General features: G+C 73.1%; 15 protein-coding genes. 7 read left to right on the top strand and 8 right to left on the bottom strand.

Annotated features, from left to right (window positions below):
• The first annotated feature begins 22 nt into the window (after positions 1 to 22).
• The 3 genes from IO40_RS0128850 (at position 23) to IO40_RS0128840 (ending at position 2,178) form a co-directional block, all read left to right on the top strand.
• The gene (locus tag IO40_RS0128850) at positions 23 to 694 is read left to right on the top strand and encodes a TenA family protein (protein ID WP_031176417.1); all 672 of its coding nucleotides are present in this window, start codon (positions 23 to 25) and stop codon (positions 692 to 694) included.
• 73 nt (positions 695 to 767) lie between these two features.
• Positions 768 to 1,967: a cytochrome P450 gene (locus tag IO40_RS0128845; protein WP_234336529.1), complete on the top strand. Its 1,200-nt coding sequence runs from the start codon at positions 768 to 770 to the stop codon at positions 1,965 to 1,967.
• A 7-nt stretch (positions 1,968 to 1,974) separates the two neighbouring features.
• Entirely contained in the window at positions 1,975 to 2,178 is a 204-nt protein-coding gene (locus IO40_RS0128840; protein ID WP_016468284.1) for a ferredoxin, read from the top strand.
• A 327-nt stretch (positions 2,179 to 2,505) separates the two neighbouring features.
• Here IO40_RS0128840 and IO40_RS0128835 read toward each other — a convergent pair whose 3' ends face one another.
• The 3 genes from IO40_RS0128835 to IO40_RS0128825 all read right to left on the bottom strand — a co-directional run bounded on the left by IO40_RS0128835 (position 2,506) and on the right by IO40_RS0128825 (position 5,352).
• Entirely contained in the window at positions 2,506 to 3,693 is a 1,188-nt protein-coding gene (locus IO40_RS0128835; RefSeq protein ID WP_016468285.1) for a glutathionylspermidine synthase family protein, read from the bottom strand.
• A gap of 39 nt (positions 3,694 to 3,732) precedes the next feature.
• A complete protein-coding gene (locus IO40_RS34190; protein WP_031176415.1) occupies positions 3,733 to 4,209 on the bottom strand; it encodes a hypothetical protein in 477 nt (158 codons plus the stop codon).
• A 117-nt stretch (positions 4,210 to 4,326) separates the two neighbouring features.
• A complete protein-coding gene (locus IO40_RS0128825; RefSeq protein ID WP_031176414.1) occupies positions 4,327 to 5,352 on the bottom strand; it encodes a metallophosphoesterase family protein in 1,026 nt (341 codons plus the stop codon).
• Between the two features lie 259 nt (positions 5,353 to 5,611).
• On the opposite strand from IO40_RS0128825, the gene IO40_RS0128820 reads away from it, so the two are divergent.
• Both IO40_RS0128820 and IO40_RS0128815 read left to right on the top strand, forming a co-directional pair.
• Positions 5,612 to 6,316 carry a TetR/AcrR family transcriptional regulator gene (locus tag IO40_RS0128820; protein WP_031027283.1) on the top strand — a complete coding sequence of 235 codons (705 nt, stop codon included), beginning with the start codon at positions 5,612 to 5,614 and terminating at the stop codon, positions 6,314 to 6,316.
• Positions 6,317 to 6,610: 294 nt separating this feature from the next.
• Positions 6,611 to 7,009, top strand: coding sequence for a hypothetical protein (locus IO40_RS0128815; protein ID WP_016468289.1), 399 nt, complete (start codon positions 6,611 to 6,613; stop codon positions 7,007 to 7,009).
• 239 nt (positions 7,010 to 7,248) lie between these two features.
• Here the strand turns inward: IO40_RS0128815 and IO40_RS0128810 are convergent, their stop codons facing one another.
• The 5 genes from IO40_RS0128810 to IO40_RS0128790 all read right to left on the bottom strand — a co-directional run bounded on the left by IO40_RS0128810 (position 7,249) and on the right by IO40_RS0128790 (position 14,225).
• Entirely contained in the window at positions 7,249 to 8,268 is a 1,020-nt protein-coding gene (locus tag IO40_RS0128810) for a hypothetical protein (RefSeq protein ID WP_031176413.1), read from the bottom strand.
• A 58-nt stretch (positions 8,269 to 8,326) separates the two neighbouring features.
• Positions 8,327 to 10,597 carry an MMPL family transporter gene (locus tag IO40_RS0128805; protein ID WP_031176412.1) on the bottom strand — a complete coding sequence of 757 codons (2,271 nt, stop codon included), beginning with the start codon at positions 10,595 to 10,597 and terminating at the stop codon, positions 8,327 to 8,329.
• 154 nt (positions 10,598 to 10,751) lie between these two features.
• Positions 10,752 to 11,348, bottom strand: a complete 597-nt coding sequence (locus IO40_RS0128800) for a TetR/AcrR family transcriptional regulator (RefSeq protein ID WP_016468292.1) — start codon at positions 11,346 to 11,348, stop codon at positions 10,752 to 10,754.
• A gap of 200 nt (positions 11,349 to 11,548) precedes the next feature.
• Entirely contained in the window at positions 11,549 to 13,168 is a 1,620-nt protein-coding gene (locus IO40_RS0128795) for an FAD-dependent monooxygenase (RefSeq protein ID WP_016468293.1), read from the bottom strand.
• 43 nt (positions 13,169 to 13,211) lie between these two features.
• A complete protein-coding gene (locus IO40_RS0128790) occupies positions 13,212 to 14,225 on the bottom strand; it encodes a methyltransferase (RefSeq protein ID WP_016468294.1) in 1,014 nt (337 codons plus the stop codon).
• Positions 14,226 to 14,451: 226 nt separating this feature from the next.
• On the opposite strand from IO40_RS0128790, the gene IO40_RS0128785 reads away from it, so the two are divergent.
• Together IO40_RS0128785 and IO40_RS0128780 are read left to right on the top strand one after the other, a co-directional pair.
• On the top strand, positions 14,452 to 16,065 hold the full coding sequence (locus IO40_RS0128785) for an FAD-dependent monooxygenase (protein ID WP_031176411.1): 1,614 nt from the start codon (positions 14,452 to 14,454) through the stop codon (positions 16,063 to 16,065).
• Positions 16,066 to 16,080: 15 nt separating this feature from the next.
• Positions 16,081 to 17,106, top strand: coding sequence for a methyltransferase (locus IO40_RS0128780; RefSeq protein WP_016468296.1), 1,026 nt, complete (start codon positions 16,081 to 16,083; stop codon positions 17,104 to 17,106).
• Positions 17,107 to 17,118: the final 12 nt, after the last annotated feature.

Genomic DNA, 17,118 nt, shown 5'->3' with positions numbered 1-17,118 from the left:
CGAACCGAGAAGGGGCGTGACGATGCTGAGCCGTACGTTGCGGGAGCTTGCCGAACCGGTGCTGGAGAAGGTGACGGTGCACCCGTTCTGGTCGGGGCTGCGGGACGGCACCCTGCCGGGCGAGTCGCTGAGCCACTTCGTGGAGCAGGACACCGCGTATCTGCTGCCCGCCTACGCGCGGGCGCTGGCCCACTCGGCGGCCGTCGCCGGGGCGGACGCGCACACGGCGCTGCTGGGCCGTTCGATCACCGGCACGCTGGAGGCCCGCGACAGGCTGCGGGAGAAGTACGCCGAACTGGCCGGCGGGCTGGGCGTGGCCCCGCTCGCGGACCCGCCCGGGGAGGCGAATCCGGTGACGCAGGCCCACTGTGCGTTCTTCCGGGCGTCGGCGGCGGCCTCGTTCGCCGCGGGGGTGGGGGCGCTGCTGCCGATGGTGTGGTTCAACCACCAGGTGTCCGACGATCTGCTGGAGCGCCACCGGCCGGGTTCCCGGTACGCGAAGTGGATCGAGGTCTACCACCCGGGCCCGGGCTACGCGTACGCGGTGCGGGCCTTCTGGGCGCTGGCCGACGAGTTCGGCGAGAGCGCTTCTCCGGCCCAGCGCGAGGAACTCGTGGCGCACTTCCGTACCGGTGTCCGCCACGAGTGGGCGTTCGCCGAAGCCGCCTGGGCGCGCCCCGGCCGGCCCGTGTGAGGGCGCACCGGCCGCACCGCGCCGCCCCGCCCCAGTGACCGCCCGCACCACCCGACTCATGAAGGGACGATCCGTGAGCACTCAGACCCCGCCCAGGTATCCGTTCGCCTGGACCCCGCCCATGCAGGTGCCCGAGGCGCTGCGGCATGTGCACGGCAGCTCCGCGATGGAGGTGACGCTGCCGAGCGGGGACGTGGCGACCCTGGTGACCCGCTACAAGGACGTGCGCGCCCTGTTCGCCGACAAGCGGCTGTCGCGGAACATCGCCCGGCCCGACTGCGCCCGCATCTCCAAGGACAACGACCTGTTCATGGACCCGGAGATCGACCCGGACCCGCCCAAGCACACGCAGGTGCGCTCACTGGTGACCAAGGCGTTCACGGCCCGCCGTATCGAGGCGCTGCGCCCCTATGTGCAGCAGATCGCCGACGAGCTGCTGGACGAGATGGCCGCCGGGCCGCGCCCCGTCGAGCTGAACGAGGCGCTGGCGTTCCCGCTGCCGATCAAGGTGATCTGCAAGCTGCTCGGGGTGCCCGCCGAGGACCGTGACCGCTTCCGCACCTACGTGGACGGGTTCCTGTCGGTCACCAAGCTGCCGCCCGAGGAGGTGGGGCGGTGCCGGCAGAACCTGTGGAAGTACCTGGGCGACCTGATCGACAGCAAGCGCAAGGAGCCCGGCGACGACCTGGTCAGCGAGCTGATCCGGGTCCGTGACGAGGAGGACAACCGGCTCAGCGAGCACGAGCTGCACTTCTGGTGCCAGGGGCTGCTGATCGCCGGTTACGTCACCACCGCCAGCCAGATCGGCACGGGCACCGCCGTGCTGCTGCACCACCCCGAGCTGGTCCGCGAGATCCAGGAGGACTGGTCGCTGGTGCCCTCCGCCGTGGAGGAGCTGCTGCGCACCCAGATCATGGGCTCGTCGGTCGGGACCATGCGGTACGCGGTGGCGGACATCCCCCTCTCCGACGGCACGGTCATCAAGAAGGGCACCAGTGTCCTGCTGTCGGAAGAGGGCGCCAACATGGACCCGGAGGTGTTCGACAAACCCTTCGAGCTGGACATCCGCCGGCAGGAGAACCACCACATGACCTTCGGTGCCGGCATCCACTACTGCGTGGGCGCCGCGCTGGCCCGCATGGAGCTCCAGGTCGCCACCGAGTCGCTGCTGCGCCGCTTCCCCGGCATCCGTCTGGCGAAGCCGGCTCAGGATCTGCCCCGCGCCCTGGGCGGGTTCATGGAGGGCTTCACCGAGATCCCGGTGGACTGGTGAGGCGGGGGTGAGCACGCTGCGCGTCACCGCGAACCCCGAGACGTGTGCGGTCAGCAGCCTGTGCGTGTACCGGCTGCCCGGTGTCTTCGACCAGGACGAGGACGGGCTGGTCGTCGTCCTGGACGAGGAGCCGGGTGCGGAGCTGCACGAGGAGGTCCGCCGCGCCGCACGCGGCTGTCCGACCAAGTCCATCCGTGTGACGGAGGAATGACACCGGCGCCTCCCGCCGCCCGCCTCCCCGCGTGCCCGGGACCGCCGTCCTTCCCGCGGCCCGGGGCCGCCGGCCCCTCGTGGGGGAGCGCCGGCGGCCCCGGGCGCGGTGCGTCACGCAGGACGGCGCCTGGTGCCACGCAGGCCGTCGCGGCGTACCACGCACGCCGTCGCGGGGTGCCACGCACGCCGTCGCGGGGCGCCGCACAGGACGGCGCCGGGTGCCACGCACGCCCTCGCGGGGTGCCACGCAGGCGCTCGCAGGGCGCCGCACCGGACGCGAGGGGTCGCGCCGGACGCGGATGGCGGGCGGGGCAGGGGCGGGGCGCTAGAGGATCACGTGGGGCAGGAAGCGGGCGTACTCGTCCGTCACCGGCCCCGCCGACTCGCGGATGCCCAGGCCCGCTGCCTCGCCGTCCACCACCCAGGTGCCCAGCACCGTACGGTTGCCGTCGAAGTCCGGCAGCGGGCACAGCGCCTGGTAGCAGCACGCCTCCTGCCGCACCACGGGCTCGGCGCCCGCCTCGTGCAAGGTCACGCCCTCGCCCTCCCGGCCCAGCAGCGGCTTGGCCGCCCAGCCGGTCGTGCCGGCCAGTTCGCGGGGCCCGTCCAGATAGGCGGGCAGCAGATTGGGGTGGCCGGGGAAGAGCTCCCACAGCACCGCGAGCAGTGCCTTGTTGGACAGCAGCATCTTCCACGCCGGTTCGATCCACATGGTGGTGCCGGTGCCGCCGCCGTTGTCGAGGGTCTCCAGCACGTGCGGGCCGAACCGGTCGGAGGCCAGCCACTCCCAGGGGTAGAGCTTGAAGCAGGCGCGGACGAACTTCAGCCGCTGGTCGACGAAACGGCCCGAGAGCCGGTCCCAGCCGATCTCCTCCACGGGGATCGCCACCGTCTCCAGTCCCGCCTGTTCGGCGGTCTCCTGGAGGTAGGCGACGGTCATCAGGTCCTCGCCCAGCTCGTCCCGCGCCGAGTGCGCGAAGTGCACGGGGGCGCCCGGCGGCAGCAGCGCCGCCTGCTTCTTCCACGCGGCCACGAGTCTTTCGTGCAGGGAGTTCCACTGGTCGGCGCCGGGGAAGCGCTCCTCCATCCAGAACCACTGCGGGGAGGCGGCCTCCACCAGTGAGGTGGGGGTGTCGGCGTTGTACTCCAGCAGTTTGGCCGGGCCGCCCCGCCCGTCGTAGCGCAGGTCGAAACGGCCGTAGAGGCTGGGGAGTTCGTCCCGCCGACGCCAGGCCTCCGCGACCCGGGCCGCGAGGGCTTCGTCGGTGATGCCCAGGTCCGCGAAGCGGCCGGTCTCCACGATGTGTCCGGCCGCTTGGAGGCACATGCCGTGCAGTTCCTCGACGACCTCCTCCAGGGCCTCCACCTCGGGGAGGGTGAAGGAGTAGTAGGCGCTCTCGTCCCAGTAGGGGCGCAGCGAGCCGTCGGGGTACCGCGTCAACGGGTAGATGCAGCCCTGCTGTTCGACGGTCTCCTGCCAGCCGGGCCGGGGTTCGGTGGTGTGGCGTTCCATGCCGGCGCTGTCCTCCTGTCCGCCGCCGTGCCGTCCGCCTCAGCCGCCGTACCCGCCGGTGCCGCCACTTCCGCCGCTTCCGCCGTCATCGTCGTCGTCGCAGCCGAAGCCGGCCCGTTCGACGGCCGCCGCGTGGACGAAGGTGCCGCCCTTGGCGTGTCCGCGCTCCTGGTGTCCGCCGTAGTACCAGGCGCGGCCGGCCCCGCCCGGCTCGTCGACACCGGCCGCGGCGGACGGGAAGGAGGCGGCCGTCGCGGCGCCCGTCTCGCACTGCTGCGGCGGCAGCACCCGGTAGCCGCGCACCGCGTCGTAACTGCCCGGGTCCACGCAGCGCTTGTCGGGTTCGGAGGAGTACCCGGACAGCGCGACGGCCAGGGCTCCCATGCTGCCGAGCACGACGGTGGAGGAGCGCAGCCGGCGCCGGCTGCGAGTGCCGGGTGCGGCGGTGCGGGACTCGGCCGCGGTGTCTTCGGCCCGGGCTTCCCCGCCGTGCTGTGTCTTCGGTGTGACGGTCATGCGGATACCCCCGTGTACGCAGAATCGAACCGGCGTCCCACCATAGTGGGTTGGTGTCCGGGGTCGGGGCGGCCCCTTCCGTGACGGCGGACCGCCCCCGCCGGGTGCCGGGCGGACTCAGCGGGCCAGCGGCACGGTGATCTCCTTCAGCCAGGTGCGGCGGGCGAAGTCGCGCGCCTTGACGACGACCGCGTCGCGGTGCACCTCGACCTGGAGGCCCTGGTTGAAGGAGCCCTCGACGGCGACCTCACCGCCCTTCCCGTCGTCCCGGAAACCGGTCTGGACCGCCCCGGTGTTCACCACGGTGAACCCGCTGAGGTTCGCGGTGCCGGGCACCACACGGCGCACCACCCAGTCGGACAGGTCCAGGTCCCAGTGGGTGTGACCGCAGAAGAGGAAGACGTCCGGGTGCCGGCCCAGCAGGCCCAGGAGGCGGTCGGCCTGGAGGTAGTCGCTCGCGTAGAGCTTGTTGCGCGTGCCGGAGACCGTGTTGGGCAGCGGATGGTGGGTGATCACCATGACCGGCCTGCGGCGGCGCGACCAGTGCCACAGCCGGTCCTCCAGCCACGCGAACTGCTCCTCGCTGATCCACACCTCGTCCCACAGCTTCGCGTCGTGGTAGTGCGAGTAGCGCTCGGTGCCGAGCATGAGCACCGGGACGCCGCCGAAGGACGTCTCCGCGTGCACCCGGCCGCGCCCGGCGAAACGGTAGAAGCTGCGGAAGAGGGAGTCCTCGGTGGTGCCGTTGGGCCAGGTGGACTCCGCCAGCGTGTCCGGGTCCCGCCACTTCGGTACGTAGAACTCGTGGTTGCCGATCGCCCAGGCCACCTTCGACGGGTGGGAGTGCCGCTTCAGTTCGGCGGTGACCTGCGCGTACTCGAAGTCGTAGCCGCGCGGCGTGATGTCGCCCGCGACGGCGAGGCCCGCGCTGTGCGGGTTCACGGACGCCATGTCGTCCAGCGCCCGTCCGAAGTCGCGCAGATCCCCCTGGATGTCGCTGATGACGTTGAACCGTACGACGTCCCGTCCGTGGCCCCGCCCGCGGGCCCCGGGCGGCGCGGCCGGGGCTGCGTGGGCCTGTGCGGCTGCGGCGGTGGTCACCAGGGCGCCGCCACCGGCGGCGAGGAGGGATCTGCGGTCCATGTGCGGCTCCGTGTCCGTGAGACGTGCGGGAGGTACCGAAGGTCAAGATCACGAGCTTCGGTGCACTCCGTCCCACGTACGGAGGGCGGGCACGTGTCCCGCACATGAACGTGTCCGGTCACGGCGGGGGCGGCACCCCTGTGCGGCCGGGCCGGTGGTACGGGCGGCCCGGTGACGCGCCCGGCGGGACGGTCCGGCACCTCGGCCGCCCGCCGCAGAGTGTTCACTCATGTGAACGACGTTCACTACAGTGTGGTCCATGAGCTCTCCGTCAACTCCCGAACGTGGCCGCCCGGCCCGGATCGACTCCGCCCGCACCGTGGACACCGCTCTCCGCCTGCTGGACGAGGCCGGCCTCGACGCGCTGACCATGCGAGGGCTGGCCGACGCGCTCGGAGTGCAGGCCGGGGCCCTGTACCGCTACTTCGCCACCAAGCACGACCTGCTGACCGCGATGGCGGAACGGATGCTGGAAGGGGCGGCCGGCCCCGGCGCCGCAGCCGCTCCCCCGGACACGGCGACGGCGCCGACCGCCACCTGGGACAGCCGGGTCGCCGGTCTCGCCCGGGCGCTGCGCACCGCGCTGCTCGCACACCGCGACGGCGCCCGCGTCTACGCCGGGACCCACTCCACCGGGCCCAACACCCTGGGCTTCTCCGAGGCGGTCCTCGCCGTACTGCGCGACGCGGGCTTCGACGACGCGGACGCGACCCGCGCCCTGCTCACGCTCGTCAACTTCACCGTGGGCCACACGCTGGAGGAGCAGGCGACCCTGCCCGAGGGCCCCGCCTCCGGTGCGGACACCGACGCGAAGACCGAGCCCCTGCGCCGCGGCGTCGCAGCCGCCGGCCTGCCGCATCTGACCGCCGCGCTGCCGACCCTGACCAGCACCGACTTCTCGGCACACTTCGAATTCGGTCTCGAACTCCTCCTCCAGGGACTGCGCACCCGCCACCGCGGATGAGCCGGGCGGCGGCACGGAGCGCCGGGGTCCGCCGCCCGCCCGCCGGAACGCCCACCCGCAGAACGCCCGCCCGCGGGAACGCCGGAATGCGGACGACACTCGGACGCGAACGCGTCCGGGTGCTTCGCACGCGTGCCTTCGCGAACTCACCTCTTCGACATCCCGCTCACAGCGGATCGGCAAAGAAGTGCCGGTGCAACTATGGCAAATCCCGCTTGTCCGGGGCATGATCCTTCCGGACGACCCGACGGGATCGCCGCTCGGGGGGCTGTGAGTGAAGAGAGTGAGGGGCGCATGTCCCGTATCAAGCATGTCCTGACCGTGGCGGTCGGCGCCGCCGCCTGTGTCGCCCTGGCGCAGGCCCCGGCGAACGCCGTCGGGTCCTGGCACATCGCGGACGCGTCGAACGGCCGCGGCACCGGGGGCTTCAACAGCGCCGACAACAACAAGTTCCGCATCGCGGACACCAAGGCGGACGGCTACGGCATGGTGCTCCGCATCAAGCTCCCCGGCCGCTCCGAGATCACGTCGTGCGACGACCGGGACGGTGCGAACAACGGGTACAAGTACTGCCGGATCAGCAACATCCCGCACAACACCGAGGTCCAGATCAAGGCGTGTGCCAAGGACTTCAGCGGCAAGCTCCCGGGGTGGATCGACTGCTCCTACTGGATCAAGGACTACACCAGCTGAGCAGCGTGGCGGGCCGGCGGCACCGTACGAGTGCCGCCCGCCCGCGGCATGTCCGGGCGCGTGCGTGGCTGACGGCGGCCTGCCGGCCGGCGCGGACCGCGAACCGGCGGTGCGCGAACCGGCGGTGTGCGGCCCCGCGGTGCTGACGCGCCCGCTCCGCCGGGGCGGAGGCGCGCCGGGGAACGGCACATCGTCGCCCGCGTGCCCGCACCGGGAGGACCGCCCGGCGTGGCGAGGCGCTAGCGGCGGCGCAGTCCGCCGGCGACGCGTTCGCAGCCGGTGATGAAGTGGCGGGCGGCCTGTGCGCTCACCGGGGTGCCGTCGCGTACTGCCGCGTCCCGCAGCCGGCGCAGCCCGTCCAGCACGGAGAGCAGTTCCGGTGGGCTGCCCGCCAGCACCAGCCGGCCGCGCAGCGTGGTGGTGTCCCGGCCCGCGCGGGTGTCCGACAGCGGCGGCAGCGCCTGGTCCAGCATCGCGGCCAGCGCGGCCCACGCCGTCACCAGGGCGCCGACGGGGGAGACTTCGACCACCTCCCACGACTCACCGAACAGGCTGTCCCCCTCCGGGAGCCTCGGGGGCATCACGCCGTCCGCCCCTGGCGGCAGCCCGTACCCGTACACGCCGTCGGCGACCCAGGGCTGCTGCCCGGCCCCCGACCCGTGCGGGCCTTCGGATTCGGGTGCGGGGACGGGCGGGGAACGGTGGCCGGGGGCGGGCCGGGAGCTGTGGTCGGGCGCCGGCCCGTAGGGCGGGAGCGGGTCGGGGTCGGCGGCCGGGGCGGGTGCCTCTTCGGCCGGCGAGAGGTCGCCGCCCGCGTCGGGTGCGCGGCGCGGGGCGGGCGCGTGGGTGTCGTCGGGCTCGGACCGGGGCGCGGGCCACGGCCGGTGCTCGGGTGCCGGTGCCGGGGTGCGCGGCGGGGCCGGTGCGGGTACCGGTGCCGGGGTCTCCGCCGAGTACGGCGCCGGCGGGGGCACCGGCACCGTCGGAGGCCCCGGAACCGGGAACTGCGGCTGGTAGGGCTGCTCCCCGGTCGCCCTCCCGGGGAGACCGGAGGAGGGGGACCGTGTCAGTTCCTCGGCACGCTCCCGCAGGTGCCGGGCCTCCGTCTCGAACTCGATGGCCCCGGCGGGCGTCTCGATCCGCGTCATACGGGCGAACGCCTCCCGCAGATATCCGCGGAGCCCCCAGGCCACGGCGAGTGCCACGACGGGCCAGATCACGACCTCGACGTATTTGAGCACGAGTTCCGCCACATCCATGCGGCCATCCTGGCGCAGGCCGCACGGATGCGGGCGGATTCGCCGGCAGTGGCCGCGTTCAGTGCCGGGCGGCGGGCTCGGCCTCACCCTCCGGGCCGCGGGCGCCGGCCGCGTCGGACAGGGCCGCGGGGGTGCCGGAGGCGCTCAGCCGCTCGCCCTCGACGTCCACGGTGGGCAGCACCCGGGCCAGTCGGCGCGGCAGCCACCAGGCGCGGTGGCCCAGCAGTCCGAGGACGGCGGGGACGAGTGCCATCCGGACGACGAAGGCGTCGAAGAGGACGGCGACGGCCAGTCCGAAGCCGATCATCTTGACCATGGAGTCGCTGGAGCCGATGAACCCGGCGAAGACGGCGATCATGATGACGGCGGCGGCGGTGACGACCCGCGCCCCGTGCCGGAACCCGGTGACGACGGCCTCGTGCGGGGACTCCCCGTGGGCGTACGACTCCCGCATCCGGGTCACCAGGAACACCTCGTAGTCCATGGCGAGGCCGAAGACCACGCCGACCATGAAGATCGGCATCATCGACATCACCGGGCCGGTCTGCTCCACGCCGAACAGGCCGCCGAGCCAGCCCCACTGGAAGACCGCGACCACCGCGCCGAGTGCGGCGACGACGGACAGCAGGAAGCCGAGTGCCGCCTTCAGCGGGACGAGGACCGAGCGGAAGACGACCATCAGCAGGAGGAACGCCAGCCCCACGACGAGTGCCAGATAGGGCAGCAGGGCGTCGTTCAGCTTCTGCGACACGTCGATGTTCATCGCGGTCGATCCGGTGACCAGCACGTCGGCGCCGGTCTTGCCCTGGAGCGCGGCCCCGGTGTCGCGGATGTCGTGGACCAGCTCCTCGGTCCGCGCGGAGGACGGCTTGGAGTCGGGGACGACGGTGACCATGGCGGTGTCGCCGGCCTTGTTGAAGGTGGGCGGCGCCATGACGGCGATGCCGTCGAGCCGGGACAGTTCGCGGACCGTGTGGTCCACGGCGGCCTTGGCGTCGTCGCTGCCCTGCGCGTCCACGACCGTCATCAGGGGGCCGTTGAAGCCCGGGCCGAAGCCCTCGGACAGCAGGTCGTACGCCTTGCGCTGGGTGGTGCTCGTCGGCTTGGCGCCGTCGTCGGGCAGGCCGAGTTCGAGGGAGGCGGCCGGCAGTGCGATGACGCCCAGGCCGACGACGCCGGCCAGCAGGACGGCGACGGGCCGCCGCTGCACGAACCGCGCCCAGCGGGTGCCGGCCGGCTCCTTGCCGCCGGCCGGCCCGGTCTGCGCCGCGGCGTCCGCCGCCTCGCCGTCACCGGCCGCCGCGGTCTTGCGGGCCTTGCGGCCCATGACCCGCTTGCCGGCGAAGCCCAGCAGCGCGGGGATGAGGGTGAGGGCCACCAGGACGGCGACCGCGACGGTGCCGGCCGCGGCGATGCCCATCTTGGTGAGCATCGGGATGTTGACGACGGCCAGTCCGACCAGCGCGATGACGACGGTGAGCCCGGCGAAGACCACGGCGGAGCCGGCGGTTCCCACGGCGCGGCCCGCGGCCTCCTCCCGCTCGCGGCCCTCGGCGAGTTCGGAGCGGTAGCGGGAGACGACGAAGAGCGCGTAGTCGATACCGACCGCCAGGCCGATCATCATGGCCAGGATCGAGGTGGTGGAGCCGAGGTCCAGCACACCGGCGAGCGCGGTGATGGTGGAGACGCCGATGCCGACGCCGACCAGCGCGGTCAGCAGGGGCAGCCCGGCGGCGACGAGTGAGCCGAACGTGATGACGAGGACGACCGCGGCGACGGCCACACCGATGATCTCGCCGGCCCCCGTCTCGGGGATGGTGCTGAGCGCGTCACCGCCGATCTCCACCGTCATCCCGCCGTGCCGGGCCTGTTCGCCGGTGTGCTCCAGCGCCTCCCGGGTGTCGTCGGTCAGCTCCATGGCGCCGACCTTGTAGGAGACGGACACGTACGCGGTGGTGCGGTCCTTGCTGACGGCCTTGCCGGTGAACGGGTCGACGACGCGGGCGACCTGGTCGGAGCCCGACTTCAGGCCGGTGACGGCCTTGGCGATGCGGGCCTTGTTGTCCGGGTCGGTGATCTTCTCGCCGTGCGGCGCCTTGAAGACGACGCGGGCGGTGGCGCCCTCGGCATCGGCCCCGGGGAAACGCTGATCGAGCAGGTCGAACGCTTTCTGGGCCTCGGTGCCGGGGATGGCGAAGGAGGTGGAGGCGGCGGGCGGCGCGGCGGCGGCGCCCGCCCCGGCTATCGCGAGCAGCGCCACCCACAGCAGCACGACGATGCCGCGCCGCCGGAAGGCGAGCCGCCCCAGGCGGGAGAGGAAGGTGGCCACGGGTCAGGAACTCCAGTCGTGGTGAGGGGCCTCGGGGGGCGCCGGCGCACGGCACTGGGCGCACGGGCCCGCCGAGGGGTGGGCTGAGGACGGGAAAGGTGCGGGCTCGGGGAGGTGCCGGAGGGCGCGGGCCGGGCCCGCGTCCGTGTCCGTGTCAGGCGCGCAGGGCGGGCATCAGCACGGCGTCGAGGTAGGTGACCAGGAATTCCTGGGTGACCTGCCGGCCGTCGATCAGCTCGCCGCTGACCAGGGCGCCGAGGAACATGTGCGGGACGAGGTCGAGCGCCGGGTTGTCGGGCCGGATCTCGCCCCGGGCCACCGCCCGGTCCAGCAGCACGCGCAGCTCGGCGATGCTCGGTTCGATGAGCAGCTCGCGCAGCGCGGCGAGGAGTTCGGGGTTGTCGTGGGCGGCGCGGCCCACTCCGCGCATCAGCGCGGCGTCCTGCTCGATGCGGCTGTCGTCGAAGGCGTGCACGACGGTCTCCAGCAGGTCGCCGCGGAGCGATCCGGTGTCCGCGACGGCGCACGAGGGACCGGGCTTGCCGTGCTTGAGCGCCCGGGCGACCAGCTGCGGCTTGCTGCCCCACTGCCGGTAGAGGGTGGCTTTGCTGGAGTGGGTGGCGGCGGCGACGGCGTCCATCGTCAGCGCGTCGTACCCCACCTCGCGCAGCAGGTCGAGCACGGCGTCGTACAGCTCCGCCTCGCGCTCGGGGGTGATTCTGCTGCGCCGTGTCGTTGCCACGGACGTCATTCTGGCACCTCCGTCGGTACGAAACGGTTTCGTACCGATAACCAGTATGCACCCTCCCCGCCGATGCCCCGCCACGCACCGGACGGTGAGCACCGGCCGCCCGGGACGCGACGCGGCCGGGGCCCCTCGGAAGGGGACCCCGGCCGCGTGCTGCACCGCAGGACGGCCGGGGCGAACCCCGCCGGCCGGTGTGCGACGGCTCAGTGCGGTGCCGGGTACAGCGCCCGTACCGCCTCCCGCAGAGCCGCCCGCGGATCGTCCGCCGCGCCCTGAGCACGCCAGGCCACGAAGCCGTCGGGGCGGACGAGGACGGCGCCGTCCTCGCCGATGCCGTACGGCTTGGCGATGCCGCCGTCCGGCGCGGTCAGCGTCGCGCCGTCCCCGCCCACCCGGTACGCGTCGAGCCGGACGCCCGTCTCCTCGGCGACCGCGCCGGCCGCCCGCGCCCAGGCCGCGCCGCCCTCCGCGGTCAGGAGCACCGGGGCGCCGCCGTACAGGTCGAGGGTGGAGATCCGCTCCCCCGCCCGGTCCAGCTCCACGTGCGGGGCCCGGGTGCCCGGCTCCCCGTTCAGGGCGTGCGGCGGCACCGGCGGGCCGTCGCCGTAGCGGTAGCCGAACACGGTGGTGCCGTACGCCTCCGCGGGGTCGGGACCGGCCTCCTGGCCCTCGCCCTCGGGGCCGGTGCGCTCCTGCATCATGCCGAGCGCCTGCTGGAGCGTCATCCAGGCCACCGGGTGCCGCTCGGCGTGGTAGGTGTCCAGCAGGGAGTCGGCGGCCGTGCCGTCGAGGACGGCGGCCAGCTTCCAGGCGAGGTTCCCGGCGTCCTGGATGCCCAGGCTGGCCCCGAACCCGCCGGTGGGCGGCACCAGGTGGGCGGCGTCCCCGACGAGGAAGACCCGCCCGCTGCGGTAGTCGCGGGCGACCTGCGCGCCGATGACGAAGCTGAGCCACTTCGCCCCGCCGGCCGGGAGCTGCGGGACGATCCGCACGGCCAGGTCCGGCTCGCCGATGGCGTCCCTGACCAGACCGACGGCCCGCTCCTCGGTCATCGTCTCCAGGCTCTCGCCCTCCGGCATGGCCGTGGCGAAGATCCACCGCTGTTCGCCGTCGTGCGCGAACAGGATGGTGGAGGGCGCCGGCTTGTCGAGATAGCAGACGCCGACCTCCCTGCCGCGCGCCGCCCGGCTCAGGTCGGCCTCGAAGAGCACCGAGAGGGTGGTGGCGAACTCGCCGGGCCCGTCGGCCACGATGCCCAGCCGCTGCCGCACCGGGCTGCGGCTGCCGTCGGCGGCGACCAGATACGCGGCCCGCACGGTGCGTTCGCTGCCGTCGGCGGCATCACGGAGCAGCGCGGTGACGCCGTCCGCGTCCTGGTCGAAGGAGACCAGTTCGGTGCCGAAGGCCAGCTCCGCGCCGAGCGCCGCGGCCCGGTCCCGCAGCAGGTGTTCGAGCCGGTCCTGGTCGATGGGTGCCCACTCGCAGGGGCTGACGCCGCCGGTGGGGTCGGGCTGGTCGGTGGGGCCGCTGAACATCTCGGGGCCGGCCAGGGTCTCGGCGCGGATCATCAGCAGCTTGCTGAAGTCGGTGGCGAGGCTGGCCTCGGACCAGATGGCCCGCTCCAGACCGACCTGCCGGTACAGCTCCACCGTCCGCGGGTTGACGCCGCGCGAGCGGGGATGGCTGAGCGTGTCGGGGTGCCGTTCGACGACGAGGCTGCGGACGCCGTGCCGGCCGAGGAAGACCGCGGTGGACAGCCCGGTCACCGCACCGCCGACGATCAGTACCGGTAGCTGTCCGGGGGCCTGCTGGGTAGCGCTCATGGAATGGGGACTCCTCCGTGTCGGGGCGGCTCGGGCGGCCCGCTCAGGCGGCCTTGCGGCAGATCACGAGCGTGTCGTAGTCGCTCAGCGGCAGCGTCTCGGTGGAGGCGAACCCGGCGCGCCCGGCGTGCGCGACGACCTCCGAGACCGGGTACTCGGAACCGCCGTCGGTGACCAGCAGCATGTCGAGGCTGATGACGAGGTTCTCCACGTGGTCGGGGGTGTCGTCCAGCATCCGGTCGTAGACGAGCAGCGCCCCGCCCGGGTTGACGGCGTCGTACGCCTTGGCGACCAGCTCGCCGCGCTGCTGCTCGTCCCAGTCGTGCAGCACGTGGCCGAGGGTGACGACGTCGGCGCGGGGCAGCGGGTCGGTGAAGAAGCTGCCGCCGTGGAAGGTGACCTTGCCGGTCAGCCCGTAGGCGGCAACCTTCTCGTCGAAGAGCGGCTCCATGGGCGGCAGGTCGAAGACGTGGCCGCTCAGGTGGGGCTGCGCCTTGACGATGATGGAGCACAGGTTGCCGCGGGCCCCGCCCACGTCCAGTACGGAGCTGTGGCCGCTCCAGTCGAACTTCTCGACCAGTTCGGGTCCCACCACGTGGGTGAGGGCGTCCATCATGTTGACGAACTGCCGCAGGATGTGCGGGTTCTTGGTGACCTCCTCGAAGTCGCTGCCGGACTGCTGTTCGCCGGTGCGCAGCGCCTCGGTGAGCCGGCCCCAGGCCGGGTAGAGGTTGCGGTTGGAGCGCTCCAGGAAGCCGCCCACGTACTGCTCGCTGCCGCGCACCAGATAGGTGCCGGCGCCCTCCGCGTTGCCGAACCTGCCGTCCTGGCGGGTGAGCAGCCCCAGCGCGGCCAGCAGGTGCAGCCAGTCGCTCAGCCCGCGGCCGTGCAGGCCCAGTTCCTGGCGGATCTCCTCCTGGGTCGAGGGACCCTTCTCGGCGAGGGTGGTGAACAGTCCCAGTTCGACCGCGGTCAGCAGCGCCTTCGCGTCGCAGAAGGCGTTGCTCAGCCGGATGATTCCGGCCGGGGTGCTGACATCCAGGCTGGTGTGCGTCATGCGCGAGACTCCTTCCGAAACGGCACATGGCCTGGCGCCAGGGCCGCCACGGGAGAGTCACACCGGCGGGTTGAGCGCTCCTCGAACAGCGGTGGGGACGGCACGCGGGCCGCCGGGCGGCGGGGCCGCTCGCCCCCCGGTGCGTCTCCACCGGCCCTCTAGCCGCCGCGTCTACTTCTCTGGGGTGCCGATTCCGGCCAAGTCCAGCCGTTCAGAGGGGACATGCATGTATGACGTGAAGATCCCGGTGCTGATCGTCGGTGGTGGTCCCGTCGGACTGTCCACCGCACTGTTCAGCGGCCGGCGAGGCGTGGCCACCATGCTGCTGGAGAAGCGGGACAGCACTTCCATGCTCCCCCGCGCCCCGGGCCTCCAGGCCCGCACCATGGAGCTGTTCCGCGCCGCGGGCCTGGGGAAGGAGATCCGCGCGCTGGAGAAGGGCAACTCGCACGCCTACTTCGAGGGCGGGATCATCAAGGTCGACACCTTCTCCGACATCGACAACGCCGAGCTGCTGGAGTCCCCGTCGCTGGACGGCCCCACGGTCAGCCCGGAGCGGGTGATGGGCTGCGGCCAGGACCGCTACGAGAAGGTGCTGGTCGCCAAGGCCCGGGAGTACGGGGCCGACATCCGGTTCAACACGAAGCTGGTCTCCTTCGCGGCGGACGAGGAGGGGGTGACGGCCGTCGCCGAGGAGTCGGCGACCGGCAGGCGGCTGACGATCCGCGCCGACTACCTGGTGGGGGCCGACGGCGCGGGCAGCCGTGTCCGCCGCGCCCTGGGCGTGGAGCGGGTCGGGCGCGGCACCGTCTTCAACGCGCTGAGCATCTACTTCCGGGCGCCCGAGCTGGAAAAGCTCCTGGGGGACCGCAAGTTCATCCTGTGCTACGCCTCGGTCGGCGGCTCCCTGATGGGCCTGTCCCGGCTGCACGGCTGCGACCCGTGGCTGGCCGCGCCCATCTACTACCCGGAGAAGGGCGAGAAGGCGGAGGACTACACCGACGAGCGCTGTGTGGAGATCGTCCGCCGCGCCGCGGGCAAGGACATCGACGTCGAGATCACGGCCAAGGTGCCCTGGCAGGGCGCCCAGCTGGTCTCCGAGACGTTCCGGGTGGGCCGGGTCTTCCTGGCCGGTGACGCCGCGCACGTCCACCCGCCCGCGGGCGGGTTCGGCGCCAACACCGGCATCCACGACGCTCACAACCTGTCCTGGAAGCTGGCGGCCGTGCACCACGGCTGGGGCAGCGACGCGCTGCTGGACACCTACGACGCGGAGCGCCGCCCGCTGGGCACCGCCATGTCCGAGCAGGCCCTGGTGCGCAACCGCATCCGGCACGGGTACGCCACCGAGCAGGACCGTGCCGACTTCGTCGACGACGTGATCATCACGCTCGGCTACCGCTACCGTTCCTCGTCCGTGGTCGGCGCCCCCGCCTCGAAGGTCCTCACGCCCGATCTGAAGCTGACCGGCGAGCCGGGCACCCGTGCCCCGCACGTGTGGCTGCGGCGCGGAGAGGAGGAGCTGTCGACCATCGACCTGTTCTGGGACGACTTCGTGCTGCTGCACGGCCCCGGCGGCGAGGCGTGGGCGAAGGCAGCGGTCAAGGCCGCCGAGCGGCTGGGTGTCCCGCTGCGCAGCCACGCCGTCGGCCCGCACGAGGAACTGCGGCCCGTGGACCGGGACTGGGCCGAGGCGTACGGCCTGGGCGAGGGCGGCGCCGTGCTGGTGCGGCCGGACGCGTTCGTCTCGTGGCGCTCGGCGGACGGGCCCGGCTCGGTGGCCGATCCGGACGCGGTGCTGGCGGACGTGGTGGCGCGGGCCGCGGCGGTCGCGCCGTGACGGCGGGGTGGGCGCATGAGTGAGACCGTGACGGCCCGGGCCGGGCAGGTGCTCGGCCAGGCCATGGCCTTCCAGCCGGCGAAGCTGGTGCTGGCGGGCACCGAACTGGGACTGTTCGCCGCGCTGGCCGCGGGGCCGCTGCCCGAGGAGCGGCTGCGGGAGAAGCTGGGGCTGCACCCGCGCGGCTGCGACCACTTCCTGGCCGCCCTCGCCGAACTCGGCTTCCTGGAGCGCACCCCGCAGGGCGCCTGGGCCAACAGCGCCGTCTCCGGCCGACTGCTGGTGCCGGGCGACCCGGCGTCGCTGAGCGGCTTCCTGCACCTGGCCGACCGGGTGATGTACCCGGCGTGGGAGCGGCTGGCGGAGGGCCTGCGGACGGGCGCCCCGCAGGCGGCGACCTACTCCGGCGACGACATGTTCGACCAGCTGTACGAGAGCGAGGAGAAGAAGGACGGTCTGGTGCGGATGGCGGAGGACGCCAGCCGGCCGCTGATCCCGGCCCTGACCGAGGTCTTCGACTGGGCCTCGTACGAATCCGTGCTGGAACTCGGCGGCTGCCGGGGCAACGTCCTGGCCGGTGTCGTGGCCGCCCATCCGCACCTGCGGGCCGAGGTGTTCGACCTGCCGCAGCTGGAGGCCGACTTCACGGCGCACGTGGCCTCACTGGGCATGAGCGGCCGGCTCGGCTTCCGCGGCGGCGACTTCTTCGCCGGGCCGCTGCCCGAGGCCGATGTGCTGATGCTCGGGCACGCGCTGGTCGACTGGAACGACGACCAGCGGGCACGGCTGGTGGCGAACGCCTTCGCCGGGGTGCGGCCCGGCGGGGCCTTCCTGGTGTGGGACCCGGTCATCGTGCCGGAGGACGAGAGTTATCTGCGGAATCTGCTGCGCAGCCTCAACCTCCAGCTGATGACCCCGCACGGGAAGGGCTACACGCTCGCGCAGTGCACCGGCTGGATGCTCGACGCGGGGTTCGCCCGCGTCGAGCACCACGCCCTGGGGCACGACGTCACCCTGGTCGTCGCCCACAAGCCGGGCTGAGGCCCGGCGCAC

The sequence above is a fragment of the Streptomyces albus subsp. albus genome, from assembly GCF_000725885.1.
Taxonomy (GTDB): domain Bacteria; phylum Actinomycetota; class Actinomycetes; order Streptomycetales; family Streptomycetaceae; genus Streptomyces; species Streptomyces albus.
This window is presented reverse-complemented; position numbering and strand designations above follow the sequence as displayed.